Source organism: Oleiphilus sp. HI0080 (assembly GCF_001635135.1).
This window is the reverse complement of record NZ_LWFU01000341.1, coordinates 1-26,838: the sequence shown is the minus strand read 5'-3', so window position 1 is coordinate 26,838 and position 26,838 is coordinate 1. Positions and strand designations below refer to the sequence as shown.

Here is a 26,838-nt window from a genome sequence, read left to right as displayed (position 1 = left end):
CAGAAGGCGATCATGACGATCCTTCAGTGACACTTATCATGAGCACTGAAACGCTAAACGGTATCGTGAGCGGCGAAACTGACGGCATGCAAGCATTCATGGCTGGTCAGCTTCGTGCTGAAGGCGACATGATGCTAGCCACCAAGCTTGGCGAACTATTCAGCATGTAAGCTTCGGCTTATAGGCACAAAAAAAGGCGATCATTTTGATCGCCTTTTTTCTTGCTTCCGCAATCGCCAATTATAACCGACTAAGCCGCAACCTCATAACCAATTGAACGCAAGCTATCTTCTGATAATTTCAACAACTCTTCATTCGCTGACGTCCTTTGGCCCATCGCTTCAAGGTAGTACTCGATAGACGATAGCGCATCTGCCAGTGTCTCCAAAAGCTTCTCATCGGGCATAGATTGAGCATCAATTAACTCCGACTTAATACATGCCTCACAAGAGGCAATAATCTTGGACACACGCTCTCTGCCCATCAAGAATAATCCGCCACGAGTGCAATCCAATGCCTGCGTCACGTTCGCCAAATGAAGCTTATCGCCGCCCGAATCCAAATAGGCCGATATCGACCGTTTAGCCAGCGCTAAACTACCCTGTGATTCCTCTACAACCATGGAGCGGGCTTCCTTCAAGAAGTGGTTATCAGGATCTTTCTCAACCAACACATGATCCGTCTCGGTGCCAGATTCTTTGTATTTGGCTATCGCGGCCTCAACGCCAATAATCGCATCAGCAACCAGTAACAATTGGTCCTCGCTCACCTCGCCACTTGAACCTAGCCAACCACGAACTATGGCCGCCTTTTCAAGGCAGTCAGCGCTCAAACGCGGAAGATTGAGAATAATCAATACGCTCGACAACCTTGTCATAACTTCAGCGACAATCTCTACCTCTTCATCAGAGACGCTTGACCCTCGCTCGAACAAATCCAACTTCTCTTTGATCGTTAGAATGTCTTCGTTCAACGCCTTAGCCAAGGAGTCAATGACCTGTGCACCTGGCCCTTTAAACTTCTCAAATTCTCTAACTCGCTCTGACTCGGTATACCGTGCTTCACAATCAATGTGGGACAACAGTGTTTTACCAAGATCGCCGTCAGAATCTATCACTGACAGCAAAAACGAAAATTCACGTACGACTGTTTCAGATGGATCTTTGTCTGAAGCGCTTGCTCCATCTCTGACCATTTCTCTGAACAGCTTTTCAACCTGCATTAATAGTCGTTTTCTGACATCAATCAGTTCTGCATTCGTCTCAAGCAGCTTACTAACAACATCATGGAAAAGTGACCAAAAAGGCGCCATACCATAGCCAATACTTAAACGGGCAGCGCCCTCTGCAGAGCGCTTAATTAGTCTTAAACCCATTTCATCTGCATTATCTCTAAGAATCGCAATCAAACCAGTTTGGAAGATATGACGAAAGCGATGGGCATGATGTTCGAAATCAGAAAGTGGAGAGAGCCCATCTAGTGAAACCGATGACATTAAATCAATCGATTTGCGCTCATCAAATGTATGGAAACCAGACTCCAGCATAGGACCTTGTTTACGGAGGAGTCGAAGTTGATTGATAGTACCTAGTAACAGCTCTGGGAAATCATGTTTTTCCGCGCCAAGGTACTCACCGTAGTGCTTAAGCACGAACACCGCATCACTGAGCCCTGAAAGAAGGTCGTTTTTGGCATCGGTAGCCCCAACAGGCACATCAGTAGCAAGCTGAATGGCTTCTTCAGTGAGAGCAATCGCACCTTTCAACTCAACCACGACAAAAATGCCGCGCAACTGATTCAGGCAATCGATGCAGTTCTGCAAATCCTCGCCATTATCGCGATCATCAAGAAACCGCCCCAAGCTTTGCTCTGCAGCTTGAAGGGTAGTTTCGATTTCCTTATGTACTGCGTCTAAAGTCGCTTGATTATTCGTTTGCGACATAGTGACAACACTCCGCTTTTCCGTTTTCTAGGCGATATTACGCCCGCTGCTACTCCCGGCCTACCCGAAAGTTACCAATCTCTACCTTTTAATTTATAGATCATTTTCAGCGCTTAACAAGCGAAAGGAAGGTTAAAGCAAAGTATTTAACAATAAAACTAAGTGACTCTGCTCAAAGGAGTTTTGCTTGAGAATCGCCAAGTTTTGCCACGTATGCTTGGTGCTCTGCCAACTCGTCTTCAGATGCGTAAATAATGGGAAGAGCCGATTCAGTCGAGTTGCGGTCTAACCGGGTAATTTCACCAACACTCGCACCACCGCCAACCCCATGACCAAGCTCGAACGCTTCTTGGCCGCCACTAAGAAGGAGGTATACATCGGCAAGAATCTCAGCATCTAGCAATGCGCCGTGCAGAGTACGGTGACCATTATCGATTCCATACCGCTTACAAAGAGCATCGAGACTTACCTTTGCACCAGGGTGCTTTTGACGCGCCATCGCTAGGGTATCTAGTACACCGCAATTTTTTTCAATAGCCGGACGCTTTGGACGTAACAGAGAAAACTCGTGGTTAATAAAGCCGACATCAAACGCGGCGTTGTGGATCACTAGCTCCGAGCCATCCACAAACTCAAAAAATGATTGCGCGACTTCGGCAAATCGCGGTTTGTCCGCTAGAAACTCGTTTGTAATTCCATGAACATCTATGGCTTCTTGCTCAACAACGCGTTCGGGATTGATGTACACATGGTAATGCTCGCCAGTCAACTTTCGGTTGATCAATTCCACACACCCAATTTCGATAACACGATGTCCTTGCTTAGGGTCTATGCCGGTGGTTTCGGTATCAAGTACGATTTGACGCATCACATATTCTCTTTATTTAATACAAACTCAACGCCCTTGTTCGCGAGCGCATCCGCGATATCATTTTCGGTATGACCACTATGACCTTTCACCCACCTCCACTCGACCTCATGGCTTTGGCACATTGCATCCAACGCGCGCCATAAATCAGAGTTCTTCACCGGCTTTTTCGCGGAAGTCTTCCAGTTATTCTTCTTCCAGTTGCTAATCCAACTTTCGATCCCGTTTTTTACATATTGCGAGTCAGTATAAAGCCGAACTTTGCTTGGGTTTTTTAAGGCTCTAAGACCCTCTATGGCGGCCTTTAGCTCCATCTGATTGTTTGTTGTTTCCAGCTCCCCGCCATAAATCTCCTTGCGATGCTGTCCACTCAACAACAGTGCACCCCAACCCCCTGGACCTGGATTGCCCTTACACGCGCCATCTGTATAAATCTCTATCTCTGCTGCCATAAAATTTAACTGTCGGAATGATCATCCAAAATAGTACGGGAGGCGCGACCGGCGACCGGAATACCAATAACTTTTGCCGGTTTACGCCAAGAACGGCGTAGGTTGATCCTCGCCCCTTGCTGTTTTTGCGCCATGATAACGTAGTAGGCTCCCAAAGGCACTTTGGAGTTGAGTATACTCTCGATCCAACCAAACCTGCTTGCAGTACTAGGATGATTTATCGGCGGCGCATAGAAATAGTAACGCATGGTATCGACCTTAAAATCGAGAAGATTTAACCAGTCGGACACTCTATGACCCGAGATAAAACGGTTGCGCCAAAGGCCTCTTGACGAGCGATTACAAAGCTTCAGCACTCCCCATAAACTAAGCGGGTTGAAGCCCACAAGAGCAAGGTGACCAGAGGGCTTTAGAATCCGAGCAGCCTCTCTAAGCGTTTGATGCGGGTCTGCACTAAAATCAAGAGCGTGATGAAGAATAACCATGTCTGCGCAATCATGATCTAAAGCTAACTCAGTGCTCAGTGACACTACAGTATTTTCAGGCATGTCAGGTTCAGCCCTTGGTACAACATAGAAACCATGACCCAAGCCACTTGCATTACCAACAGGGATTCGATGTGAGACACCTATTTCAGCTTGGTGAAACCCATAACATCGCTCAACTAACTTCCCCAGGCGCTGCCGTTGATTCGCCAACAACGACCGTCCAATAGCTGATTGAAACCAATCTTCCAGCTCTTTTTGAGTAGCCATGAAAGAAGAAGCCTGATCTTTCTCTTGAAAGAAGTCGTTGTGGTACATCGTATCGTCCTAAAAGGTTTCGGAAGCGTAAGGCAAATCGGATGCTTTAAGCAGTATACTCGTAGTTTCAAAAACTAACAGAAGCTAGAAAAACGAGAGATGCAAATGGGCACCATCACGATTGAAGCAATACCAGCATTTGTCGACAACTATATCTGGTGTATTCAGGATGCTAAAACTGCGATCGTCGTGGATCCTGGTCAAGCTGAACCCGTGTTGGAGCATTTAAAACAGCACCAATTATCGCTTGATGCCATATTAGTCACACACCATCATCCTGACCACGTTGGGGGAATAGAACGCCTAAAACAAGTATTCCCGAGCGCCAAGGTCATTGGATTTAAAGAATCACGTTATGCTGGCGTTGAACATGAACATGTCGAAGGGGATTGCTTCACATTACTTGGTTTGGAATTTCGCGTTATTGAAGTTCCCGGCCATACTCTCGACCACATTGCGTTTCTCACAGTGCTCGACAATCGCCCGCGCTTATTTTCAGGAGACACTTTGTTTTCAGGTGGGTGCGGTCGACTTTTCGAAGGCACCGCCGAACAGATGCTGCACTCTCTCGAGAAATTCAAATTGCTACCGGATTCGACAGACATCTACTGCGCTCATGAATACACGCTATCCAACCTCGCCTTTGCGAAAACACTCATGCCCAGCAACCAAGATTTGCATGAGTACAATTCTAAATGCGAATCTTTGCGTAGCGGTAATCAGAGTACGATTCCGACAAGCTTACAGTTAGAGAAGAAAGTTAACCCTTTTTTAAGAGAAACAGACCCCGAGATCATCGATAATCTCCGAAACCTCGGCTATATAAACCTTGATGATGCAGTAGCTTGCTTTTCGGCGATCCGAAAAGCCAAAGACCAAGCTTAAGTTCTCACGTAGTACATAGGAATCGACTAGCGGTATGACCCGTCTCTTTTTTATCTTCGCATTGCTGCCTCTTACTCTCCTTCAGGGCTGCGCGCACTTCGAGCGGCATGTTACGGCATCACCGAACGCGCAAACCGAACACAATGAGCAGCCCACCCAGGTTCGCGACGACGTACCGCCTCTCGATGCAATACACATCGCAACATTTGATCAATTTCTCTCAGAAAACACAGTACAACCCCTCGTCTTACCTCATGCTCCAGCAGGTTGGCTCGTAGAATACGACCATCAACCTCTTCCGCTTGAAGTGGTCGAACAAATAGATCGTCCAAGCGATCTAATGCAACGTATTCGAGAAGGGTTTGCACTCGACCTTGAATCTGATAACAAGCGCATTCAAGCACAACTGAATTGGTATTTAAGGCACCCTGAATACCTAGATCGTGTTTTTACTCGCGCTTCGCGTTATATGTATCACATCGTTGATCGCCTAGAAGAAGAAAACATCCCGCTTGAAATCGCACTGCTTCCCGTTGTCGAAAGTGCATTCAACGCGTTTGCCTACAGTCATGGTCGAGCTTCCGGTTTATGGCAATTTATTCCCGGAACGGGAAAAATGTATGACATGCATCAAGACTGGTGGTTTGACGGTAGACGGGACGTGCTTCTTTCAACCGAAGGCGCGATCCGTTATTTGTCTTGGCTTAATAAGAAATTTGACGGTGACTGGCTTCATGCCCTGGCCTCTTATAATACAGGCTCAGGTCGAGTAGCGCGCTCAATAAGGCGCAATCTTAAAGCAGGGAAACCAACCGACTTCTGGTCATTGAAACTGCCGCGAGAAACCCGAGCCTACGTTCCAAAACTCCTTGCGATCTCAAAGATCGTCGCTGATCCGGCAAAGTATAATATCACTCTAAAATCCATCCCCAATCAGCCTTATTTTGACGTTGTGAAATTGGATAGCCAAATTGACCTTGCACAAGCAGCAAATATTGCCGAGCTAGATATTGAAGAGATTTATCAATTAAACCCGGGGTTAAACCAGTGGGCAACACCGCCAAGTGGGCCGTTCCGGCTGCTCATGCCCGTAACGAAATCAGAGCAGTTCGAACAACGGCTGGCTTCCATTCCTAAATCTGAGCGACTTACTTGGGACAGTTACAAGGTAAAGAAAGGCGACGCCTTGGCAAGAATTGCTCGCAAATTTCATACGACACCTTCGCTCATCGCCCAAGTAAACAAGCTTCGAGGGAATCGTATATATGAGGGACAGGAGTTATTGATCCCCGTTGCATCTCAAAACAAACGGTTCTACAACCTTAGCGAGCAAAACCGCATCGCCAGCGTACAAACAAAAGTGCAAGGAAAAAATGGTGCATCAAAGGTTTTCTACACAGTAAAAGCCGGAGACACTTTTTGGGACATTTCCCGTGCGCACAAGGTTGGCATTCGGCAGTTGGCGAAGTGGAATTCGATGGCACCAGGAGACGTCCTTCGCCCTGGCAAACAATTACTAATCTGGTCCAACACGGCAGGCAAAACACAGGTAGCGCAAAAACAACCTACTGTTAATTATGTTCCTTCGCTGAACAGCTCGTACGCTCCGAGAGACAAACTCAAGCGGCTAAGCTACCGCGTCCGAAATGGTGATTCTTTGTGGCGAATTGCAAATCGCTTTAATGTCTCAGTGAACGAACTAAAACAATGGAACAACCTTGGGAAAAAGAAGTATCTTCAACCTGGTCAGCGCCTAACAGTGTTTGTCGATATCACTAAAGGTTAGGCGAGAAATTTTTAGCGCGCTGCCAGTACATTCAATGCAAGCTTTGCCTGCAAAAAGAATTGCTGAAAACCCGCCTGGTGACTTGCATCTATAGACCGATGACTTACCCCCATATCCGCGTAAAGCAAACCTATTTTCTTCCCCTTAGCGGAAAGGGGAGCAAGGATAAAAGCATTAGAGTCGGTTTTATAGGCTAACGCTTCGATCTCTTTTTGATGCTGCAACACCCCCTCAGCCCCTTTTATTTTGAAACATGAAGGCGCATCATCCTTGAAGAGAGAGTCGAGTAAGCCACCTGCCCCCGAGCCGGATTTCATAATCAAGCTCATTGGCCAGTCAGAGGTCTTACTTCCACTCGCCAATTTCACCGAGTAACAACCACGTCGTGCATCAAGCAGAAAAAAGGCACTCCTTTCAAGCCCCACACCTTTGTGTAGCCCTCCGAGCAAGAGCTTAAAAAAGCCCTTTATTTGTATATCACCAAGCATCATTTCTGACATCTTTTGAAGCGCGCTTAGCTGTATTGTTGGATTAGGTGAAATTAACGCAGATCCGTCACATTCGTCCATCTCGCCTTCGACCGGCAAAGCGTCGCTTTGAGAACGAGACTTCGCCGCTGGATCGTGATCAGAACTTACACTGCTCTCTGTGGCTGAACGGCTGTCAGGCTTTTCAATATCACCCTTGTCGCGTGCGGCCTCAATGTCTTCTGCTAGCTCGGACGCCGCATTTGAGCGATCATCCGTCTCACTGGCGTCAAATGAATCCATCGCCGGTTTCGGAGATTGGCTTAGGCCTGGCTCAGGTACGGCGTTTATCAACCGTTCATCCCCAAACTCTTTAAGAGCAGAAATCGCGCTGTACGTTGAGTTCGTAAGCACGCCCCGCACTTGCTCGCCCGTTTTGCCGGTATATTTTACAGACTCTTTAAGGGCCAATTTAAACGCATTAGAGTTGGGACCCTTCGCGGTTGCGCCAACAATTGACTCACCAAGCTCTATTGCCTTTAAGCGGGAATCCGTTGCGCCGGGATCATAAATCTGATGAACCAGACCATCGATTCGCCAGCGCTTCATTAACGTCTTCGAAAGCGTATCGAAGCGAACACCAAGTACCTCCTCAGCAACCGCGTTACGCTCCTTATCCGTTGTGACGCCTCTAAGCTTTCGCTCTAGTTCCGCGACGTCATCTTCACCAGACGAAAGCACTAACAGCTCAACGAGATTACTAAGTAAGCTGGCTATGAACGCTTCTTCCCGCGCAGTGTCATTAAACTTGCTACACAGTCCGCGAGTTTGATGCGCTGCGTGCAGACATTCGGCCAAGCGTTGGAACAATAGATCGCTGCCGCCATTTTCTAGCAGAGAGTCCATGATTTTAACTGCGAGGCAAACGCTTCGGATATGCTTAAACCCGATATTGATGATGGCCCGACTCACCGTTGTTACTGCTGTTGAGCTAGGATTAAACTGAATGGAATTGCCAATGCGTATGATGTGCGAAGTGAGGCTCGCATCTTTAAGAATCAGCTCACTAAGCTGTGCTGCAGACGAGTCATCACTTGCGGTTACGCTATCTAGCTTTTTAAGCAACCCCGAAAGCGCTGCCGCCTGACTGCCCTCAAGCAGCCGAATCCATCCATGTAACCCGCGTTTCTTACTCATCTTAGTCCTTAAAAATAAACAACTTTAGTGTAGCAGCCGATTGGAATGATGCGCGGATTTTCAGCCCATGTTAGATTGGCGTTAAAGTAACTGGAGGCCGAATGAGCGACCAAATAGAAAACTGCAGTGTAAACATTCAAGTAGATGTAGCGTGGGGTGAGATGGACGCATTCCAACATGTAAATAATGTTGTGTACTTCAAGTACTTCGAAAGCGTGCGCATAGCATACTTCGAGCAACTCGACATCTTCGGACACATGGAGGCGACAGGAGTCGGCCCTATCCTAGGATCCACGCAATGCCGCTTTAAGGCACCGCTCACATATCCGGACAGACTACTGGTTGCAACAAAGGTGATTGATCTAGAAGCAGATCGGTTCACAATGAAGTACTTCGTACAAAGTGGAAACTCGGGCCGGGTCGCCGCAGAGGGCGAGGGATCCATTGTCTTTTACGACTACAAAAATAACCGCAAACACGACATCCCGAAGCACATTCACAGCGCGATAAAAGCACTGGACCTTGTTATTTAGTGGATATCGCTTCTATGACGCCATAAGCGACATAGAAGCTTGCGTGAAATAAAATGAAACAAAACGCCACTTACTATTTTCTGAATATCAGGTTGATCGTGAAAAGCAGCACTAGCGCGCCGAGGGTGGCTGAGATAATCGCACCGAGCAATCCGGTCACGGCAAACCCCAAAAAAGCCATGAGATAACGACCGATAACGGCGCCAACCACTCCCACTACAATATTGCCGAAGAGCCCAAAGCCTCGCCCCTTAGAGAGCAAACCCGCAAGCCAGCCAGAAATAGCACCAATCAATAACATGATTGCCAAGCCCTGAATCTCCATAATCAGCTCTCCATTGGTATTGGTATTGGTATTGGGTGTCGCGCGTGATCCTTAAAACTCGAAAACGACAAGCCTATATGCTTTCTAGCTCAGCTCTTTAAATGCATCGTATTGGGTAAGATAAACTTTGCCCTTCAAGTGATCAAAAAGACCACTTATCTTTAACCGATCCATGACCGGCCCCTTCACCTCTGAAAGATGCAATAGGACACCCTGTGCAAACAGCTTTCGATTTAAATCCTCAAGCATCTCTAGCGCACTAAAGTCGACCTCGTTTATCGCACTGCATTGAATGACGACGTGGGCTATCGAATCTCGCTTGAACACCTCATTTAAAATTCTCTCTTCAAGCTGACCTGCATTTGCAAAAAACAGACTCTCGTCTTGCCGAAGCGTCAGGAGGCGCGCAGATGTCTCGACGTCGAAACGCTCAACATTTCGAAAATGCTCAGTACCCGAAACAAGTCCAACCTCAGCAATATGTGGCGTCGATGTACGATAAATATGTAACCAAATAGAAAGAAGTACGCCCGATGCAACGCCCACCTCAACACCAAGTAGCAAGGTTATAATTATCGTAGTACTGACCGCATAAAAATCACTACGTGAGAACGCCCAAGTTCTGCGCAGCATCGTTAGGTCGATCAAACTACTCACTGCGATAATAATCGTCGCAGCAAGCACAGCTTTGGGGAGGTGATAGAGATAAGGGGTCAGAAATAAACAAACAACAAGGATCCCTAACGCCGTAAAAATACTGGCCATTTGTGTCGCCGCGCCCGCATCAAAGTTCACTACTGATCTAGAAAAACCACCCGTCACAGGAAATCCACCTGAAACACCTGACCCCAAATTGGCCATACCGAGCCCAACGAGCTCTCGGTCCGGATCCACTTTCTCTCGACGCTTTGCAGCGAGTGTTTTTCCAACAGAAATGGATTCAACGAAGCCAATTAAAGTGATCATCAGAGCCGGGAGTATGAGTAGCTCAACCATTTCCAAGCTTGGAATAGCAAACTGAAACTTGGGCAATCCAGACGGGATACTGCCTGTCATACCAACCCCCTTCTCCGCAAAGCCGAAACCTCGGCTAAGGCCAATACTTACAACAACAACCACTACCGGGCTGATTTTTGCGATCAAATCAGAATATCGAGCCGACATACCAGCGCGAACCAACACGCCTGATAAGTAGACCTTACAGAACCACAAAGCAATCAGCGCACACGAACCCAGCACCAAGGTATTAAGGTTCGTTTTATCGAGATTCGCTATCGTTGCCGGGACCAATTCAACAAGCGTGCTTCCGCCCCCTTCTATACCCAATAGATGCCGTATCTGACTTAAACCAATAATTAAGCCGGAAGCTGTGATAAATCCAGAGATGACAGTATGTGAAAGAAAGTTGGCAACAAAGCCGAACTTAAATAGGCCAAGCAACAAGGATATGGAACCAGACATTAATGCCAATGTAATGGCTCCGGATAGATAAGAACCTATTCCTAGCTCGGACACTTCCGCTAATGACGTTGCCGTCATTAGCGAAATCACCGCGACGGGACCAACGGACAAAGTAGTGCTTGAACCAAAAGCGGCATATAACACCAAAGGCATAATACTTGCGTAAAGGCCGACCTCAGGTGGCAACCCCGCAAGCATCGCATAGGCTAAAGACTGGGGTATGAGCAGCATAGTGACAATCACTGCTGCTACAAGATCTTTCACCAATGACTCTCTGTTGTATTGTTGAAGCCAAGAGAGCATCGGGATAGCTTGCTTGAAACGCGTTATCAAAAAAACCTACCCTACGCTGTCTTGTGAAATAATCATGATGCTCAGGCCTTGTCGCGGTGGTAGCGTGCCGTGTTTTCTTCCAAAGGGCGGGCAGCAACTACGGCTAGCGAATCTTCATCACTCATAAACATGGCCCAATGTGTCATGCGCTTGCTTCATCCGAGCTAGCTTAATTTCTTGCTTTCTTCCCAAATAATCGAGCAGCGATTACCAGTACGACAATAAGCAAACGTTTTGAGGTTCTGACGCATTAGCGACGCAAACTCAAGCACTTGTTCTTCCTTTAGTTGCCCGCCCGAAAACGGGAGATTTGCAACCTGCAGGCCCAGCTCCTTTGCACGCGCTTCAATTTCCGCAAAAGGGGTCTGCCCTTCTGCCTCATCATCTGGCCGATTGCAGACCAGCAATTCATAACCCTCAGCTGCAATCTGGTCTAGGTCATCGACTGTTATTTGAGCGCTTACAACATAGTTATCGGCTAGTTTTTTAGTATCCATGGATTCTCCACTTATCGAATGGACTTTGTTTACTGGAATGCGTTTAGAGGAATCTTAAGGTAAGAAAGGCCATTTGACTCTGGCTCCGGCAAATGGCCGGCTTTCATGTTCACTTGAAGCGACGGCAAGATTAATCTAGGCATGTCTAGAGTCGCATCTCTTGCCTCACGCATCATTACAAAATCCTCTTTAGCGATGCCCTCTCCTACATGAATATTCTTTTTTCTTTGTTCAGCAACGGTCGTTTGGAATAACAGGTCTCGGCCATTTGGAGCATAGTCATGACACATGAAGATACGCGTATCTTCCTCTAACGCCAAGATACGCTGAACAGAATGATAGAGTGTCTCCGCACTGCCGCCCGGAAAATCACATCGCGCGGTCCCGGCATCTGGCATAAATAGCGTATCCCCGACAAAAGCCGCATCACCTAAAACATGCGTCATGCAAGCTGGGGTATGTCCGGGAGTATGCAAAGCAAAGCAACTTAGCTGCCCGACAGTGTAGCGCTCTCCATCCGTAAATAGATGATCAAACTGAGATCCGTCTCGCGCAAACCCAGCACCCTCATTAAACACTTTACCGAACACAGATTGCACAACAGAAATCTGCTCACCTATGCCGAGCTTCCCTCCAACATGCTTCTGTATATAGGGCGCAGCACTGAGGTGGTCTGCATGCACATGCGTTTCGATCAACCACTCTACGGATAGATTGTTTTGTTCGATAAACTGAATAATTTCGTCGGCGCTCTCAAAGGAGATCGTACCAGACGCGTAGTCAAAATTAAGCGCAGAATCAATGACGGCGCACGCTGAAGAAGAAGGGTCTTTGACGACATACGAAAAGGTATTGGAGTCTCCCTCAAAAAACTTCGTCACCTGTGCAGGCTGGACGACGGCCATAGTTAAGAACCTCGCGATCACATAATAAGATGATCGGAATTATATGATGCAAGCTTTATAAACGAAACAGCTAAGCTTAGATTATTTTTGCATAACAAGCTTCGAGCAGGCCCTAGGTGACAAAATACACTAATGCGGTAAAAGCGCACTCGGAGACTTACCTTCCAACGCATGCCTCGTTATGCCGATAAGCAAGCACTAGTCTTTACTAAGATACATCTCTCCATAATGAGCGACTGCAACCGAATCAGTATCATCGGTATCAGTCATGATCGCAATGCCATCAATCACGTCAATATCGCGATCAAACAGCTCTCTGAAATCCTCTCGAAGATTTCGAGCTTCAAAATACCATTCGCCTTGCTTGTCGTCGCTACCCCGAAGAGCCACCATTTGGGCGTTGTCACCCGCATAAGCGTTTGACCATGTCGCGTTCGTTTCCGGATTCGATGACCAAACGTAATTTATCGCTATAGTCTTCCAGAAAAACAACCCACCCGAAACAACGACGTAGACACGCGCTGCATAATCGTCACCATCCTTGGTGGATTCGTCATGCGCGTTTAAGCCTTTCTCTACCCTCCAAGACCAAGACAGCACAGGATACTCTTTGATGTTCAACTCTTTCTCCAAAAACATACCTGACGCCGTGCCCCTAGACTCCGCTTTCACCATCGGCACTTCGCCATCGACGATATTATAAGAGGTTAAACCTTCAAAGGACTTGGGCTGCCATTCAGCCCACCCACTCTGAGTGGGGTACAACAAGACAACGCGCTCAGATTTATCATTTGCCGAAGAGGTGAACGAAACAAGCAGTGCGCATGCCAGTAAGCATCGTGTAAATAACTTCATAAAATACTCTATGTAATCGTTGTTTTAACTTGGAGTTGGTAGCATGCGAAAAGTTCACACTCATCAAACTCATCACACTCATCACTCTACGCCAAATCATTTAGCTTAACGGGATTTCGCGATAACGTGTTAGGCACCAATAGTTAATGTAGAAAAAGTTAGTCGGTGTTAGTCATCCTGATAACTTCTTAGCGGTAAGGTAATGATCAAAACAATCATTGGCCTTTCGGCTAGCTAAAGTTCACCAAAATGGCCCTAAAAATTATCAAGCTTGCTAGCGCCTTCGTTTTAATCTTGCTCGCAGCGCTCGCTACCGTCTTGTTTTTTGTTGATCCAAATAGCTATAAAGATTTGATCCAGCAGAAAGCAAAGCAAAGCATCGGAATTGATATCGCGATTGAAGGCGATATTTCTTGGTCCCTTTATCCTATTGGCTTTGACTTAAACGGCTTAAGTCTTTTTGATCAGAATGGCGCTCTCTTTACGCGCATTGATTCAATACAGCTCGCTTTAGACACCATAAGCCTTCTTCGATGGAAGCCTGAAATTGAAGGAGTATATGCATCTGGTGCAAACATTGTTTTAAAAACAAGCCACGACGGCCGCAATAACTGGGATACGCTGTTAGATACGTCTTCGATTAAACCTAGCACAACAGCAACAGCGCCAAAAAATGAAGAGACGCCGACCAATGGAACGAATCCAGGACCAACGACCCTTTTGTTCATTCCTGCCCAGCATGTGCATCTTAACGATTTCAAAATACAGTATTACGATGCGTTAAATGGACGAGATATATTAGTCAGCGCGCTCGACTTGGAAATAAACGGCGTAACATTAGGCCAAGGCTTTCCCTTGAGTATGAGCTATCAACTTAGTAGCGACGCTTTATCGCTCAGTTATGCACATGATCTCAGCACCCGTATTGAGCTTTCGACCGACCTTCGGAAAGTTCGACTCACTGACCTCATCAATAATGTTGACGCATCAGGCGCTTTCGGACGAAACAGGGCTGTAAAACTGTCACTAACCGGCGATTTGGATTTCTACATCGACCAAAAAGAACTCGTCGCACACAATGTTCAGATCAGTGGTGCTGGGCTTGCCGTTGATACAAACTTCAAACTGAGCGGCGCAGGAGCCTACCCGCATCTTCAAGGCAATTTGAGTGTTGCACCATTCGCCCTGGCTTCGATCAACAAGCATCTAAGTTTGGACTTGGGCGTCAACAATCAAGCTTTTCGCAGCGTAAGATTCCATACACCGTTTGAACTCAAGAACAACAAACTTACTCTTCCGACTTTTGATTTAGGAATTGATAACAGCCAGTTTATAGGACGTCTTGGCTATCACACCATCAACCGAACGTTAGATCTTAACATCAAGGGAGACAACCTGGATGTTGACCGTTACCTAGCGGCTCTTGAGCCGAGTCATGCGCCCCTAGCCTTTCAGCAATCACGCACTGTATTCGGCGCAATTGCTTCACCAGACTCGGCATCAACGAACCAAGCTAACCAGAAGCCTCTGTTACCGCTCGAGATAATGAGAGACATGGACGCTGAGATTACAGTGACTCAAGACAGCCTCCGCTATTCCAATTTTCTTGTGAGCGACATCCAACTCAACACCGTCCTTCGGTCAGGTGTACTTTTCATCGAGCAATTAGATGCGCGAGCGTTCGAGGGAGCGCTCAAATCCAAAGGTACAGTTACACTAAGCAATACGCCGTCTTGGCAGTTTGGCGGAAGTCTTACTGGCCTGGACCTTAAGCCCCTCAATACGCTCTCAAATTCTAGCTTGCCATTTTCGGTGGACGGCTCGCTTAATGCCTCTTTCGCTCTTGATGCAAGAGGAAACTCTATCATCGAATTACTATCGCAAAATCAAGGTAGATTTGATGTAGATGTCTCTGAGGGAGCACTCAACAATTTAAATCTAGATCGTTATATGTGCGAAGGGATTGCTGTCATTAATCGAGAGAAATTGAGCCAAAAATGGGAATCGGATACACATTTCAAGACACTAACCAGCAAAAATGTGTTGCTCAACGGAGTTCTCAATACCAACTCAATTAATATTGAGACCCCTTCTCTTCAAGCTTATGGAACCGGTCGCCTTGCGCTCGCCTCGACAAACTTCAGTTATCAGTTGGCGGTCAAGCCTCTTGGTATTCCTAGCGATTCAGCCTGCCTCGTCAATGCTAAGTACGCAAATCTTGAAATACCCCTGCAATGCAGCGGTAGCTTATCTGAGGAAAATTCACCACTAAACTGCGCGTTGAACAAGCAGCGGATATCCGCCTTAATGGAGCAACTTGCGCGAGACGAAACAAATAGAAAAGTCGAGAAGGAATTAGACCGCGGATTTGACAAAAAAATCGGCGAGTACATTGATAAAGACAGTGAATTGGGCAAACAGCTAAAGAAAAGTATTTTGAGCATATTCAACTAAACACCAGTAGGCGTTAAGCGCTCACTCTTCGGCTCACCCATAAGTTCACTGCTTTGTTGCTTAGTTTGGGCGCGCTTAAGTACCTAGACCACCCATGCAGATGTATTTTATCTCCGTATAATCATCCAGCCCGTAAAAAGATCCTTCGCGGCCATAACCGCTTTGCTTCACCCCTCCAAAAGGTGCTGCGGGGTTTGAAATGATTCCCTCATTAACACCCACCATGCCGTATTCCAAAGACTCACTAACGCGCCAAACACGCCCAATATCGCGTGTGTATACATACGAAGCCAAGCCATAGACTGTATCGTTCGCTATCTCAATCGCCTCGCTTTCTGTCCGAAACCGAATTATCGGCGCCACTGGGCCGAAAATCTCAGAGTGCGCCACATCCATTGAATTTGTAACAAAGTCTAGCACTGTGGGCATAACGAACTGAGCACCTAGATCGTGAGGCTCTCCACCTGATCTAAGCTTGGCTCCATCGCTTAGCGCAGCATCAACGAGCGACGACACCTGCAAAGAGGCCGCCTCGCTTATCAAAGGGCCAATGGAGACACCCTCATCCATTCCGTTGCCAACCTTCAAGCGTGCAACTTCACAAACTAGCTTCTCAACAAACTGATCGGCAATTGAGTCGTGAATAATAAACCGATTAGTGCACACGCAGGTTTGGCCAGCGTTACGAAACTTACTGACAATTGCGCCTTGCACAGCAGCCTCAATATCCGCGTCCTCAAAAACAATGAACGGCGCATTACCTCCAAGCTCCATCGAGACGCGCTTAACGGTATCAGCGCAATCTTCAATCAGCATCTTGCCAACACGGGTCGAACCAGTAAAACTGAACTTCTGAACCTTTGGGTTTTGGGTGAGCGCTTTCCCCATGCCTGGGGCATCAGTACCAGTAACAACATTCAGAACGCCATCTGGAATTCCAGCTTGCTGAGCAAGCTCGGCCATTGCCAACGCCGATAGAGGGGTAAGCTCTGCCGGACGAACAACAAACGTGCAACCAGCAGCCAAAGCCGCCGCCGCTTTGCGGGCTATCATAGCGTTAGGAAAGTTCCAGGGTGTAACAGCACCGACAACGCCGACAGGCTGCCTAATAGCGATAATGCGCTGATCGGAACTTAACGAAGGTATTGTCGAACCATATAGTCGTTTCGCCTCCTCGGCAAACCACTCTATGTATTTTGCACCGTAAGCAATCTCACCCTTTGCCTCCGCCAAAGGCTTTCCTTGTTCCAGGGAAAGCAATTCACCTAACGGTTCCTGGTTACGCATCAACAAATCAAACCAACCACGAAGGAGGCCAGCTCTTGTGTTAGCGGGTGTCGCAGACCACTCTTTGAACGCGTCCGTTGCGAAATCAACAGCACTTATGACATCCTGCCCCGTCGCATTGTGAACACGGGCGATCACCTCACCAGTTGCCTTGTTGCACACATCAAACGTCTCATCACCTGAAAGCCAGTGCCCCCCGACGAACGACCCTGTCTTTATTAAATTCTGAACGTCCATAATCATTCCCAATAACACACTTTATTTATAATTCATCTAAGACTTGGCGCGCCGCCCGAAATGCTTCTTGACACGCAGGTGCTCCGCAATACGCGATGCTGTGCAATAAGACCTCTCTTATCTCATCAACGGACGCCCCATTATTCAATGCACCCCGAACATGCCCCTTTAGCTCTTGAGGAGCTTTCAAGGCGGCAAGCATTCCAATTGTCACAAGACTGCGCGTTCGACGATCTAGACCATCGCGAGCCCAAACGGTGCCCCAACACGCGTCATTAATGAGATCTTGCATCGGTTGCGTAAAATCATTCGCGCCGGCCAGTGCTTTGTCAACAAAAGCATCGCCCATGACCTCTCGCCGTATTTTTTCGCCCTCGCTCATTTTCTTCTCCTTTTGAGTACATTCATAACCAGCGCCGCACGCGCCCACAGTAATCTTGAAACTCTTGCCCAAATCTAGCTTGCAAGGCATCCTCTTCAAAACGGATCTGGAAATGCGTCATGTACCCGACAAACCCACAAACCAAGAGATAACCAAAAAGATTCTCTAAGAAGCTGGCTAATGCCACTAAGCACAGAGCCATTCCCAAATACATCGGATTTCTAGAAAACCGATACACACCGGCAGACACCAAGACCGTTGATTTTTGAGGGGTATAAGGGTTAACAGTTGTCTTGGAGTGAACAAACTGAATGACAGCGGGCAGCAATAGCACAACGGCCAAGAAGAAGAACGCAAAGCTAAACCAAAAAAGCCCAGCCATTTTAATCCATGAAGGCGAATAGAAGTCGACAGCAATGATGACTGCAGCGAATACAAGAGTAACGATCGGCGGGGGAATACGCATTTAGTTAAGCCACATAAAAGAAATCATCTACAGGGCGCTAGAAGCACCCACCAAGGTTCAGTATATTTTACACTGCGTTCGTTTTATAAGTCATCCTAAGGTTTACCTGAATCCGGAATTACAACTTGGTAAATAAGCCTTTCGGCTGATCATTCTAAGCCCTACTGACCACTATTATGCTTACATCGAAACAAATTAGAGCATCAGGCCTTATTCGTTTCATTGTCTCTCCTTAAACTGGTTAAACAGTTACCCTTTGCGGTGTTTGGTTATGTTCGGCAACCTCTCACCGCTTTTTTTTTGCCAAAAAAAAGGAGACCGTAGCCTCCTTTCAAACGTGTTTTATTAAAAGCTACCAGCCAGTGGTTTCCTTTAATGCCTTGCCGATATCCGCCAGACTTTTAACCGTTTTCACCCCAGCACTTTCCAATGCCGCGAACTTGTCTTCCGCAGTGCCTTTGCCACCAGAAATGATCGCCCCAGCATGCCCCATACGCTTACCTGGAGGCGCTGTCACACCAGCGATATAAGAGACTACAGGCTTAGAGACGTTGTCTTTAATATAAGCCGCAGCTTCTTCCTCGGCCGTACCGCCGATCTCACCTATCATCACAATCGCTTCGGTTTGAGGGTCATTCTCGAACATTTCTAGTATGTCGATAAAGTTTGAACCGGGAATAGGATCACCACCAATACCAACACACGTCGATTGACCAAAACCGTGATCCGTAGTCTGCTTTACAGCCTCGTACGTCAATGTGCCTGAACGAGACACAATACCAACTTTACCCGGCAAATGGATGTGACCGGGCATAATACCGATCTTGCACTCGCCTGGCGTAATAACGCCTGGACAGTTAGGGCCAATTAGCCGGACACCCAACTCGTCACATCTCACTTTAGCATCAAGCATATCAAGCGTTGGAATACCTTCCGTAATACATACAATCAACTTAATGCCGCCATTCGCCGCTTCTAGGATCGAATCCTTACAAAACGGAGCCGGAACGTAAATTACAGAAGCTTCTGCTCCTGTCGCTTCCACCGCCTCACGAACTGTATTGAAAACAGGCAAACCGAGATGCGTTTGACCGCCTTTACCAGGCGTAACACCACCGACCATTTTCGTACCGTATTCGATTGCCTGCTCTGAGTGAAACGTACCTTGTGAGCCAGTAAAACCCTGACAAATCACCTTTGTATCTTTATTAATTAAAACACTCATTATGCTTGACCTCCTGCTGCACTAACCACTGACTCTGCAGCGTTCGTCAAACTTGTTGCTGCGATGATATCCAAGCCACTTTCCGCTAGTGTCTTAGCACCAAGTTCTGCATTATTACCTTCGAGCCGCACCACTACCGGCACCTCTACACCAACTTCCTTAACTGCCCCAATGATACCTTCAGCGATAAGATCACAACGCACAATACCACCAAAGATATTCACTAGAACCGCCTTAACATTATCGTCGGAAAGAATAATCTTAAAGGCCTCGGTAACACGCTCTTTAGTCGCGCCGCCACCAACATCCAGGAAATTCGCTGGAGCACCACCATGAAGCTTAACGATATCCATTGTACCCATCGCTAAACCGGCACCATTTACCATGCAGCCAATGTTACCGTCTAACGCGACATAATTAAGCTCCCACTCCGCCGCATGCGCTTCCCGCTCATCTTCCTGAGACGGATCGTGCATCTCACGTAGTTTGGGTTGTCGATACATCGCATTGCTATCAATATTAATCTTCCCATCAAGGCAATGAAGATTTCCATCAGAAGTAATTACGAGCGGGTTAATTTCCAACAAGGCAAGATCATAATCATGGAATAACTGTGAAAGACCGATGAAGAGCTTCGTAAACTGTTTGATCTGATCGCCTTTAAGGCCAAGCTGAAACGCAAGATCCCGTCCTTGGTATGGCTGAGCGCCGACCAAAGGATCAATCTCAGCTTTCAAAATTTTCTCTGGCGTCTCTTCTGCCACTTTCTCGATTTCAACGCCGCCTTCGGTCGATGCCATGAAAACGACACGACGAGACGCACGATCAACAACGGCGCCTAAATAAAGTTCTTGGTCAATATCGGTGCAGTCTTCGACAAGAAACTTATGGACAGGCTGACCATTTTCGTCGGTCTGATAGGTCACAAGGTTCTTCCCATGCCACCGATTAACAAACTCAATGATTTCCTCTTTCGTGTCTACTAGTTTTACACCGCCAGCCTTTCCTCGACCGCCAGCATGAACCTGAGCTTTAATTACCCATTTGTCGCCACCAATTTTGTCGGCCGCCGCGACAGCTTCATCTGCCGTATCACAGGCGTAACCTTTTGATACGGGCAGACCGTACTCAGCAAAGAGTTGCTTTGCTTGATACTCATGTAAGTTCATAGCTTATTCCGTTGTTTTAATGAATGAGCGACAAGGCCTCTGCTCATAGCGAGACCCCATCCCTGATATAACGCCGCTTTTAGCAGCGTAACCTTTAATACTACAGAGATTGCTTAACAATCTATTTTCTCTTCTTGCGATTCGCAACGTGAATGGCATGTCCACCGACTGCTAATGCCGCCTCGTGGACGGACTCTGATAGCGTTGGGTGCGCAAACACAGTCAAGCCAAGGTCTTCGGCACTAGACCCAAACTCCATTGCAATCACAGCTTGCGCGATCAATTCTGATGCACTTGGGCCTATGATATGGACGCCCAACACCCGATCAGTCTCTTCATGCGCTAGTATCTTCACCATACCAGCTGTCGAGTTTGCGGCCATTGCACGGCCGCTCGCTGCAAAGGGTGCCACACCAACATTGTATGGTACGCCATCGGCCTTGAGTTGCTCTTCTGTTTGACCAACCCATGCGAGCTCTGGATGCGTATAAATTACACCAGGAATCGTGTCGTAATTAACTTGCGTCTTCTGACCGGCAATTCGCTCGGCAACCATGACACCTTCTTCGCTACCTTTATGCGCGAGCATTGGACCACGAACCACATCACCAATTGCGTAAACGCCCGGCACGTCTGTTTGGCACTGGTCATCAACATAAATGAAGCCCCGTTCGTCAAGATTGACGCCGCTATCCGCAGAGAGCAAACCGTCAGTAACAGGTGCTCGGCCAACTCCGACAATTAACTTGTCCACTTTTAGCTCTTGTTCGCCCTTGGCATCTTTGTAGTTAACGTAAACCAAGTTACGTTTCACCTCAGTACCCTGAACCATCGACTTGAGCCGAATGTCTAACCCTTGTTTCTTAAACTGCTTCAAAGCTTCTTTAGCGATCTGCTGGTCTACTGAGCCCAAAAAGGTGTCTTGTGCTTCTAGAACAGTAACTTCAGAACCTAGTCGCGCCCAAACACTTCCTAACTCTAGACCGATTACGCCGGCTCCGATAACACCAACACGCTTAGGCACCTCCTCGAACTCCAAAGCACCTGTGGAGTCAACAATATAGCCTTCTGTTAACGGCGCAGGAGGAATCTCAATAGGCTTAGACCCTGTCGCTATTATGATATTGTCCGCCTCGTAGCTCGAAACAGAGTCGTTCGCATCTGTGACCTCAACCTTCTTACCGCCAAGCACTTTCGCTGTACCATGAATTGATGTCACGCCATTGGCTTTAAAAAGCATGGCAACACCGCCAGTCAAGTTTTTAACGATCTTGCTTTTGCGTTCCATCATCTTTTCGACGTCGATTTCAACGCTATCGGCCTTAATCCCGTGGACATCAAAATCGTGTTTAGCATCTTCGTACTTATGGGAGGATTCGAGCAGTGCTTTCGAAGGTATACAGCCAACATTTAGGCACGTCCCACCAAGAACAACCTTACCGTTATCGCCCGTCCATTTTTCGATACATGCGGTTTTGAGCCCTAATTGAGCAGCTCTGATCGCAGCGACGTACCCACCAGGGCCGGCACCAATTACAATTACGTCAAACTTGTCTGACATTACTTACTCCTGCCAATTAGATATCTAGAAGAATTCGCGCTGGATCTTCAATTAATTCTTTGATCGTGACTAAGAACTGCACCGCTTCTTTACCGTCGATCATCCGATGATCATAGCTCAGCGCCAAATACATCATTGGCAAAATAACAACCTCACCGTTCACAGCCATTGGGCGCTCTTGGATCTTGTGCATGCCGAGAATCGCCGTTTGCGGTGGATTTAATATTGGTGTCGACATCAAAGAACCAAAAACACCTCCATTTGAAATGGTAAATGTGCCACCAGTCATCTCTTCGATTGTGAGCTTACCGTCACGTGCTTTACCGCCAAACTCTTTAATTGAAGATTCAATTTTCGCGAGGCTCATGGTATCCGCATCGCGAAGAATAGGAACGACAAGACCTTTTTCAGTGGACACTGCAACACCAATATCCTGATATCCATGGTAAACAATATCGTTACCATCGATAGACGCGTTAACGGCCGGGAATCGCTTCAAAGCTTCTGCTGCGGCTTTAACAAACAACGACATAAACCCTAGTTTCGTGCCGTTATGAGTTTTCTCAAACAAGTCTTTATATTGTTTGCGCAACTCCATTAGAGGCTTCATATTGACCTCATTAAATGTCGTAAGCATCGCCGTATTTTGGCTAGCGTCTAACAATCGACGCGCAATCGATGAACGAAGCCTCGTCATTGGAACACGCTTTTCTGGCCGCTCCCCGACAAACTGAGGCGAATCAGGGGTTGCAGCAACTGGAGCTGCAGAAGCTGGAGCTGAAGAACTACCCTTCTCGCTGAGGTACTTAACGATATCTTCCTTAGTTAGTCGCCCGTCCTTGCCAGAGGCTGGCACTTGCGATGGATCGACGTCGTTTTCATCGACAAGCTTACGAGCAGCAGGGCTCATCACAATATCGGCAGCAGGCTCTTGTTTTGTTTTTTCTTCTGAGGCGGGCTCTTGGGAAGGCTCGTCTGAAGAGGCAGTACCAGATGCACCCGCATCAAACCGACCTATCAATTCGCCGCTAAGAACAACGTCGCCTTCATTTTTTACTATTTCCGAGATAACACCATCGTCCGGTGCAACCACTTCCAAAACCACTTTATCCGTTTCTATATCAACGATCAGTTCATCGCGTGACACCTGCTCACCCGGCTTCTTATGCCATGTTGCGATCGTACCGTCGGCGACAGATTCTGGAAAGGTTGGCGCTTTGATTTCTTTAGACATTTCCAATCCTTACATTTTATTCGTTATCGAAAGCTTGTTTAACTAGGGCCGTCTGCTCTTCAACGTGCACTGAGGTATAACCCGCAGCAGGCGAAGCAGAGCCTTCACGTCCGGCGTAACGCAAATATATTTTCTCGTTCAACTCACGCAAAGCTTGACGCATGCGGTGCTGTGTTGGGTACCAAGCCCCCTGATTCTGTGGCTCCTCCTGACACCAAACCACATCCTTTGCCTTGGTATAGACAGAAAGGATGTCCACCAAGTCCTGATGAGGAAATGGATAGAGTTGCTCGATACGTACGACAACAGTGTCGATAATTTCATTGCTGCGCTGATAGTCGAGCAAGTCATAGTAAACCTTACCGCTACACATAATGATGCGAGTGATTTTCTTTGGGTCGAGACCCTCCGAATCACCAATTACCGTTTGAAACTCGCCACTGCTGAGATCATCAAGAGTCGAAATAGCCTCTTTGTGACGGAGAAGACTCTTAGGCGTGATGGCAACCAATGGCTTTCGCAAAGGCCGTTTCACCTGACGCCGCAACATGTGAAAGATCTGCGCAGGGGTAGTTGGTACACAAACCTGGATATTGTGTTCAGCGCACAACTGCAAGTAGCGCTCCAGCCTTGCCGAACTGTGCTCAGGCCCTTGGCCTTCGTAACCGTGAGGCAGCAGCATGGTCAAACCACATAGTCGACCCCATTTATGTTCGCCACTTGTAATAAACTGATCTATGACAACCTGCGCCCCGTTGGCAAAGTCTCCAAACTGAGCTTCCCAAATAACAAGGGCATTAGGATTTGTGGTCGAATAGCCATATTCAAACGCAAGCACAGCCTCTTCCGATAATAGAGAGTCATAGATTTCAAGTCTTGGCTGGTCTTCAGCGAGATTCGCAAGCGGAATAAAAGTGCTCCCATCTTGCTGATTATGAAGCACAGCATGTCGATGAGAAAATGTTCCTCGACCAACGTCCTGACCAGTAATGCGCACTTCATGGCCCTCATTGATCAAGGTCGCGTACGCCATAATTTCGCCATAACCCCAGTTTAGCGGCAAGGCTCCTTGGTTCATTTTTTTTCGGTCTTCAATAATCTTTTGAACCTGACGCTGGATAGGGAATCCTTCAGGGGTCGTCGTTAACTTCTTACCAACTCTTTGAATTGTTTTGAGCGGAACGCCCGTTTTGGCACGCGCGGTCCATTCATGCCCAATATACGGTGCCCAATCGACATACATCTTTGAATTGGGCTCCAGCACCAAGCTACGTGTTACATGCTCACCATTATCCAGAGCAGCTCGATAATCATCCTCGAGCTTCTTGCTCTGCTCTGCGGTAACAAACCCTTCCTGAATCAACTTATCTGAATAAATCGTCCGAGTGGTCGGCAAAGCCTTAATGATCTCGTACATCAAAGGCTGAGTTCCTGAAGGCTCATCCGCTTCGTTATGACCACGACGACGATAACAAACGAGATCTATGACCACATCACTCTTAAACTCATTTCGGTAGTCAAGTGCGACCTGAGTTGCAAACAGCACAGCCTCGGGGTCATCACCATTGACGTGCAATATAGGAGCATGGATCATTTTTGCAACATCAGTACAGTACTCTGTCGAGCGTGCATCGATTTGCTTATTGGTGGTGAAACCAACTTGGTTATTGATCACAATGTGCACCGAGCCACCTGTCCTGTAGCCGCGTGTTTGAGACATTTGAAATGTCTCCATTACAACGCCCTGACCAGCAAAAGCAGCATCACCGTGCATGATAATCGGTAAAACGGTATTACCAACCACATCTTCTCGGCGATTTTGTCGAGCTCGGACCGAGCCTTCAACCACCGGAGACACAATCTCTAGATGAGATGGATTAAATGAAAGAGCAAGGTGCGCCTCGCCGCCAGGGGTCATCACGTTCGAAGAAAAACCTTGGTGGTACTTCACATCACCAGAAGTGTCTACCAACTTCTTACCATCAAACTCATCAAACAAATCTTTCGGATTCTTACCGAGCGTATTAACAAGGACGTTCAACCTGCCACGGTGCGCCATACCGATGACAATCTCTTTCGCACCGTAACCGCCTGCACGCTGAATCAATTCATCGATTAACGGAATTAAACTCTCACCACCCTCAAGACCAAACCGCTTTGTACCAGGGTAACGAGATCCCAAGTATTTCTCTAAACCCTCTGCAGCACTTAGTCGCTCAAGCAAGTGAATTCGTGTATCCCGCTCAAAGTCAGGTTTGCCACGGACGGACTCAAGACGCGCCTGAAACCAAGAACGAACCTTGGTATCAACGATATGCATATACTCCGCACCAATAGACGCGCAATAAGTACTTTTCAAACCATCAAGAATCTCGCGCAAAGGCAAGGTCTCATCACCAAACGCCAAGCTACCTGTCTGGAATTCGGTATCAAGATCTGCCTCACTCAATCCGTGATAGCTAAGATCAAGATCTTCTATTTCCTGACGTTTCATCAAATCTAACGGATCAAGCTTAGCAACTTGGTGACCACGAATACGATAAGCTGTAATCAGCTGAAGAACTTTTACCTGCTTTTGCTCATGTTCAGAAACGGCACTAGCGGGAGCGGTGCCACTTGCTGAAAGGGCTTTGTTCTTAGAGATGTGAAGAAACTGCTCTCTAACCGTAGAGTGCGGGACGTCTTTGTTAGAATAGCCGTTAACGCGAGGGAGTTGATCAAAGTAAGAGCGCCACTCTTCAGGGACGCTGTTAGGATCACTTAAATAAGAGTCGTATAAATGTTCAACATACACTAAGTTGCCGCCGGACAAATGCGATGTTCGCCACAGCAGCTCCATGTTGTTTTCTTGCATTAATTGGTCGCCTTGTTAGCATCAAATGCGAACCAGGAACACCCAAAAAAATCGCACCGCACACGCAATACGCGAACAACAGCGGGTACGCTTCCTTGATAAGGGCGAAACCTTCTCCTGGTAATGAACACAAAATTGCCGCCTTGTAAGCAGCAAACCCGTTCTAAATCTAACTTTCACGCCCACCTGGATAATCTTGGCGTAAAAGTGCGATAGATCACAGTTATTATAGCCATTTTTGTCAGAAAGACAGGCTTTATTAAGATGCTGTAAACAAAAAAACCGCTCAATAGAGCGGTTTTTAGACGAAAGTATAACGCTACATCCTAGGTTGAGCGCTGCATCAGCATTCCCCTAATATGACCGATAGCTCGCGTCGGATTCAAGCCCTTCGGACAAACATTGACACAATTCATAATCCCTCTACAACGAAATACGCTAAACGGATCATCTAACTCAGCCAAACGATCTGAGGTTGCTGTATCACGCGAATCTGCCAAAAAGCGATAAGCCTGAAGTAAGCCAGACGGGCCGACAAACTTGTCAGGATTCCACCAAAACGAAGGACAAGCCGTTGAGCAACACGCACACAAGATACATTCGTACAAACCATCTAGCTTAGCGCGCTCTTCTGGTGACTGAAGACGCTCAATAGCAGGC

Annotated in this window: 24 protein-coding genes; 5 read left to right on the top strand and 19 right to left on the bottom strand. The window is 47.2% G+C overall.

Annotation, left to right across the window (positions count from 1 at the left end; genetic code table 11):
- Positions 1-170: SCP2 sterol-binding domain-containing protein (locus A3751_RS04795; RefSeq protein WP_197466178.1), on the top strand; the 170-nt coding region annotated here is incomplete at its 5' end.
- 80 nt (positions 171-250) lie between these two features.
- Here A3751_RS04795 and A3751_RS04790 read toward each other — a convergent pair.
- From A3751_RS04790 to A3751_RS04775, 4 genes are all read right to left on the bottom strand, one after another.
- The gene (locus tag A3751_RS04790; RefSeq protein WP_068452831.1) at positions 251-1,942 is read right to left on the bottom strand and encodes a hypothetical protein; all 1,692 of its coding nucleotides are present in this window, start codon (positions 1,940-1,942) and stop codon (positions 251-253) included.
- Positions 1,943-2,114: 172 nt separating this feature from the next.
- Positions 2,115-2,810 carry a DNA polymerase III subunit epsilon gene (gene dnaQ, locus A3751_RS04785; protein ID WP_068452828.1) on the bottom strand — a complete coding sequence of 232 codons (696 nt, stop codon included), beginning with the start codon at positions 2,808-2,810 and terminating at the stop codon, positions 2,115-2,117.
- A complete protein-coding gene (gene rnhA, locus A3751_RS04780; protein WP_068452827.1) occupies positions 2,810-3,262 on the bottom strand; it encodes a ribonuclease HI in 453 nt (150 codons plus the stop codon). The genes dnaQ and rnhA overlap by 1 nt, the downstream gene beginning before the upstream one ends.
- A 5-nt stretch (positions 3,263-3,267) precedes the next feature.
- A complete protein-coding gene (locus A3751_RS04775) occupies positions 3,268-4,065 on the bottom strand; it encodes a class I SAM-dependent methyltransferase (RefSeq protein ID WP_082863058.1) in 798 nt (265 codons plus the stop codon).
- Between the two features lie 105 nt (positions 4,066-4,170).
- On the opposite strand from A3751_RS04775, the gene gloB reads away from it, so the two are divergent.
- Together gloB and A3751_RS04765 are read left to right on the top strand one after the other, a co-directional pair.
- Positions 4,171-4,950 (top strand): hydroxyacylglutathione hydrolase, encoded by a 780-nt coding sequence (gloB, locus tag A3751_RS04770; protein ID WP_068452824.1) that lies wholly within the window; start codon positions 4,171-4,173, stop codon positions 4,948-4,950.
- Positions 4,951-4,984: 34 nt separating this feature from the next.
- A complete protein-coding gene (locus A3751_RS04765; RefSeq protein WP_068452821.1) occupies positions 4,985-6,736 on the top strand; it encodes a LysM peptidoglycan-binding domain-containing protein in 1,752 nt (583 codons plus the stop codon).
- Between the two features lie 11 nt (positions 6,737-6,747).
- On the opposite strand, the gene A3751_RS04760 is transcribed toward A3751_RS04765, so the two are convergent.
- Positions 6,748-8,400, bottom strand: coding sequence for an HDOD domain-containing protein (locus A3751_RS04760; RefSeq protein WP_068452816.1), 1,653 nt, complete (start codon positions 8,398-8,400; stop codon positions 6,748-6,750).
- A gap of 101 nt (positions 8,401-8,501) precedes the next feature.
- On the opposite strand from A3751_RS04760, the gene A3751_RS04755 reads away from it, so the two are divergent.
- Complete coding sequence (locus A3751_RS04755) at positions 8,502-8,933, top strand: thioesterase family protein (protein WP_068452814.1); 432 nt, start codon at positions 8,502-8,504, stop codon at positions 8,931-8,933.
- Between the two features lie 73 nt (positions 8,934-9,006).
- On the opposite strand, the gene A3751_RS04750 is transcribed toward A3751_RS04755, so the two are convergent.
- The 5 genes from A3751_RS04750 to A3751_RS04730 all read right to left on the bottom strand — a co-directional run bounded on the left by A3751_RS04750 (position 9,007) and on the right by A3751_RS04730 (position 13,309).
- Entirely contained in the window at positions 9,007-9,258 is a 252-nt protein-coding gene (locus A3751_RS04750) for a GlsB/YeaQ/YmgE family stress response membrane protein (RefSeq protein WP_068452810.1), read from the bottom strand.
- An 84-nt stretch (positions 9,259-9,342) separates the two neighbouring features.
- Positions 9,343-10,983, bottom strand: coding sequence for a SulP family inorganic anion transporter (locus A3751_RS04745; RefSeq protein ID WP_369819968.1), 1,641 nt, complete (start codon positions 10,981-10,983; stop codon positions 9,343-9,345).
- 233 nt (positions 10,984-11,216) lie between these two features.
- Positions 11,217-11,549 carry a TIGR01244 family sulfur transferase gene (locus A3751_RS04740; protein ID WP_068452805.1) on the bottom strand — a complete coding sequence of 111 codons (333 nt, stop codon included), beginning with the start codon at positions 11,547-11,549 and terminating at the stop codon, positions 11,217-11,219.
- Positions 11,550-11,578: 29 nt separating this feature from the next.
- Positions 11,579-12,454 carry an MBL fold metallo-hydrolase gene (locus A3751_RS04735; RefSeq protein ID WP_068452803.1) on the bottom strand — a complete coding sequence of 292 codons (876 nt, stop codon included), beginning with the start codon at positions 12,452-12,454 and terminating at the stop codon, positions 11,579-11,581.
- Positions 12,455-12,652: 198 nt separating this feature from the next.
- On the bottom strand, positions 12,653-13,309 hold the full coding sequence (locus A3751_RS04730; RefSeq protein ID WP_068452801.1) for a DUF3047 domain-containing protein: 657 nt from the start codon (positions 13,307-13,309) through the stop codon (positions 12,653-12,655).
- Between the two features lie 249 nt (positions 13,310-13,558).
- Here A3751_RS04730 and A3751_RS04725 point away from each other — a divergent pair, with 249 nt between their 5' ends.
- Positions 13,559-15,763: an AsmA family protein gene (locus A3751_RS04725; protein ID WP_068452798.1), complete on the top strand. Its 2,205-nt coding sequence runs from the start codon at positions 13,559-13,561 to the stop codon at positions 15,761-15,763.
- Between the two features lie 75 nt (positions 15,764-15,838).
- Here A3751_RS04725 and A3751_RS04720 read toward each other — a convergent pair whose 3' ends face one another.
- From A3751_RS04720 to A3751_RS04680, 9 genes are all read right to left on the bottom strand, one after another.
- A complete protein-coding gene (locus tag A3751_RS04720; RefSeq protein WP_156492256.1) occupies positions 15,839-17,293 on the bottom strand; it encodes an NAD-dependent succinate-semialdehyde dehydrogenase in 1,455 nt (484 codons plus the stop codon).
- Positions 17,294-17,312: 19 nt separating this feature from the next.
- The gene (locus A3751_RS04715) at positions 17,313-17,669 is read right to left on the bottom strand and encodes a carboxymuconolactone decarboxylase family protein (RefSeq protein WP_068452795.1); all 357 of its coding nucleotides are present in this window, start codon (positions 17,667-17,669) and stop codon (positions 17,313-17,315) included.
- A gap of 22 nt (positions 17,670-17,691) precedes the next feature.
- Positions 17,692-18,135: an isoprenylcysteine carboxylmethyltransferase family protein gene (locus A3751_RS04710; RefSeq protein ID WP_068452792.1), complete on the bottom strand. Its 444-nt coding sequence runs from the start codon at positions 18,133-18,135 to the stop codon at positions 17,692-17,694.
- A gap of 352 nt (positions 18,136-18,487) precedes the next feature.
- Complete coding sequence (gene sucD / locus A3751_RS04705; protein WP_068452788.1) at positions 18,488-19,360, bottom strand: succinate--CoA ligase subunit alpha; 873 nt, start codon at positions 19,358-19,360, stop codon at positions 18,488-18,490.
- Positions 19,360-20,529: an ADP-forming succinate--CoA ligase subunit beta gene (sucC, locus tag A3751_RS04700; RefSeq protein WP_068452785.1), complete on the bottom strand. Its 1,170-nt coding sequence runs from the start codon at positions 20,527-20,529 to the stop codon at positions 19,360-19,362. Before sucC ends, sucD begins: the two co-directional genes overlap by 1 nt.
- A gap of 121 nt (positions 20,530-20,650) precedes the next feature.
- On the bottom strand, positions 20,651-22,090 hold the full coding sequence (gene lpdA, locus A3751_RS04695) for a dihydrolipoyl dehydrogenase (protein ID WP_068452782.1): 1,440 nt from the start codon (positions 22,088-22,090) through the stop codon (positions 20,651-20,653).
- A 16-nt stretch (positions 22,091-22,106) separates the two neighbouring features.
- Complete coding sequence (odhB, locus tag A3751_RS04690; protein WP_068452779.1) at positions 22,107-23,324, bottom strand: 2-oxoglutarate dehydrogenase complex dihydrolipoyllysine-residue succinyltransferase; 1,218 nt, start codon at positions 23,322-23,324, stop codon at positions 22,107-22,109.
- 16 nt (positions 23,325-23,340) lie between these two features.
- Positions 23,341-26,178: a 2-oxoglutarate dehydrogenase E1 component gene (locus tag A3751_RS04685; RefSeq protein WP_068452772.1), complete on the bottom strand. Its 2,838-nt coding sequence runs from the start codon at positions 26,176-26,178 to the stop codon at positions 23,341-23,343.
- A gap of 326 nt (positions 26,179-26,504) precedes the next feature.
- A partial coding sequence (locus tag A3751_RS04680) for a 4Fe-4S dicluster domain-containing protein (protein ID WP_156492255.1) occupies positions 26,505-26,838 on the bottom strand: 334 nt, incomplete at its 5' end.

Excerpts from the sequence above, each read along its gene's own strand:
- A3751_RS04790 (WP_068452831.1), bottom strand. The coding sequence starts at position 1,942 with ATGTCGCAAACGAATAATCAAGCGACTTTAGACGCAGTACATAAGGAA.
- dnaQ (WP_068452828.1), bottom strand. The coding sequence starts at position 2,810 with ATGCGTCAAATCGTACTTGATACCGAAACCACCGGCATAGACCCTAAG.
- rnhA (WP_068452827.1), bottom strand. The coding sequence starts at position 3,262 with ATGGCAGCAGAGATAGAGATTTATACAGATGGCGCGTGTAAGGGCAAT.
- A3751_RS04775 (WP_082863058.1), bottom strand. The coding sequence starts at position 4,065 with ATGTACCACAACGACTTCTTTCAAGAGAAAGATCAGGCTTCTTCTTTC.
- gloB (WP_068452824.1), top strand. The coding sequence starts at position 4,171 with ATGGGCACCATCACGATTGAAGCAATACCAGCATTTGTCGACAACTAT.
- A3751_RS04765 (WP_068452821.1), top strand. The coding sequence starts at position 4,985 with ATGACCCGTCTCTTTTTTATCTTCGCATTGCTGCCTCTTACTCTCCTT.
- A3751_RS04760 (WP_068452816.1), bottom strand. The coding sequence starts at position 8,400 with ATGAGTAAGAAACGCGGGTTACATGGATGGATTCGGCTGCTTGAGGGC.
- A3751_RS04755 (WP_068452814.1), top strand. The coding sequence starts at position 8,502 with ATGAGCGACCAAATAGAAAACTGCAGTGTAAACATTCAAGTAGATGTA.
- A3751_RS04750 (WP_068452810.1), bottom strand. The coding sequence starts at position 9,258 with ATGGAGATTCAGGGCTTGGCAATCATGTTATTGATTGGTGCTATTTCT.
- A3751_RS04740 (WP_068452805.1), bottom strand. The coding sequence starts at position 11,549 with ATGGATACTAAAAAACTAGCCGATAACTATGTTGTAAGCGCTCAAATA.
- A3751_RS04735 (WP_068452803.1), bottom strand. The coding sequence starts at position 12,454 with ATGGCCGTCGTCCAGCCTGCACAGGTGACGAAGTTTTTTGAGGGAGAC.
- A3751_RS04730 (WP_068452801.1), bottom strand. The coding sequence starts at position 13,309 with ATGAAGTTATTTACACGATGCTTACTGGCATGCGCACTGCTTGTTTCG.
- A3751_RS04725 (WP_068452798.1), top strand. The coding sequence starts at position 13,559 with ATGGCCCTAAAAATTATCAAGCTTGCTAGCGCCTTCGTTTTAATCTTG.
- A3751_RS04720 (WP_156492256.1), bottom strand. The coding sequence starts at position 17,293 with ATGATTATGGACGTTCAGAATTTAATAAAGACAGGGTCGTTCGTCGGG.
- A3751_RS04715 (WP_068452795.1), bottom strand. The coding sequence starts at position 17,669 with ATGAGCGAGGGCGAAAAAATACGGCGAGAGGTCATGGGCGATGCTTTT.
- A3751_RS04710 (WP_068452792.1), bottom strand. The coding sequence starts at position 18,135 with ATGCGTATTCCCCCGCCGATCGTTACTCTTGTATTCGCTGCAGTCATC.
- sucD (WP_068452788.1), bottom strand. The coding sequence starts at position 19,360 with ATGAGTGTTTTAATTAATAAAGATACAAAGGTGATTTGTCAGGGTTTT.
- sucC (WP_068452785.1), bottom strand. The coding sequence starts at position 20,529 with ATGAACTTACATGAGTATCAAGCAAAGCAACTCTTTGCTGAGTACGGT.
- lpdA (WP_068452782.1), bottom strand. The coding sequence starts at position 22,090 with ATGTCAGACAAGTTTGACGTAATTGTAATTGGTGCCGGCCCTGGTGGG.
- odhB (WP_068452779.1), bottom strand. The coding sequence starts at position 23,324 with ATGTCTAAAGAAATCAAAGCGCCAACCTTTCCAGAATCTGTCGCCGAC.
- A3751_RS04685 (WP_068452772.1), bottom strand. The coding sequence starts at position 26,178 with ATGCAAGAAAACAACATGGAGCTGCTGTGGCGAACATCGCATTTGTCC.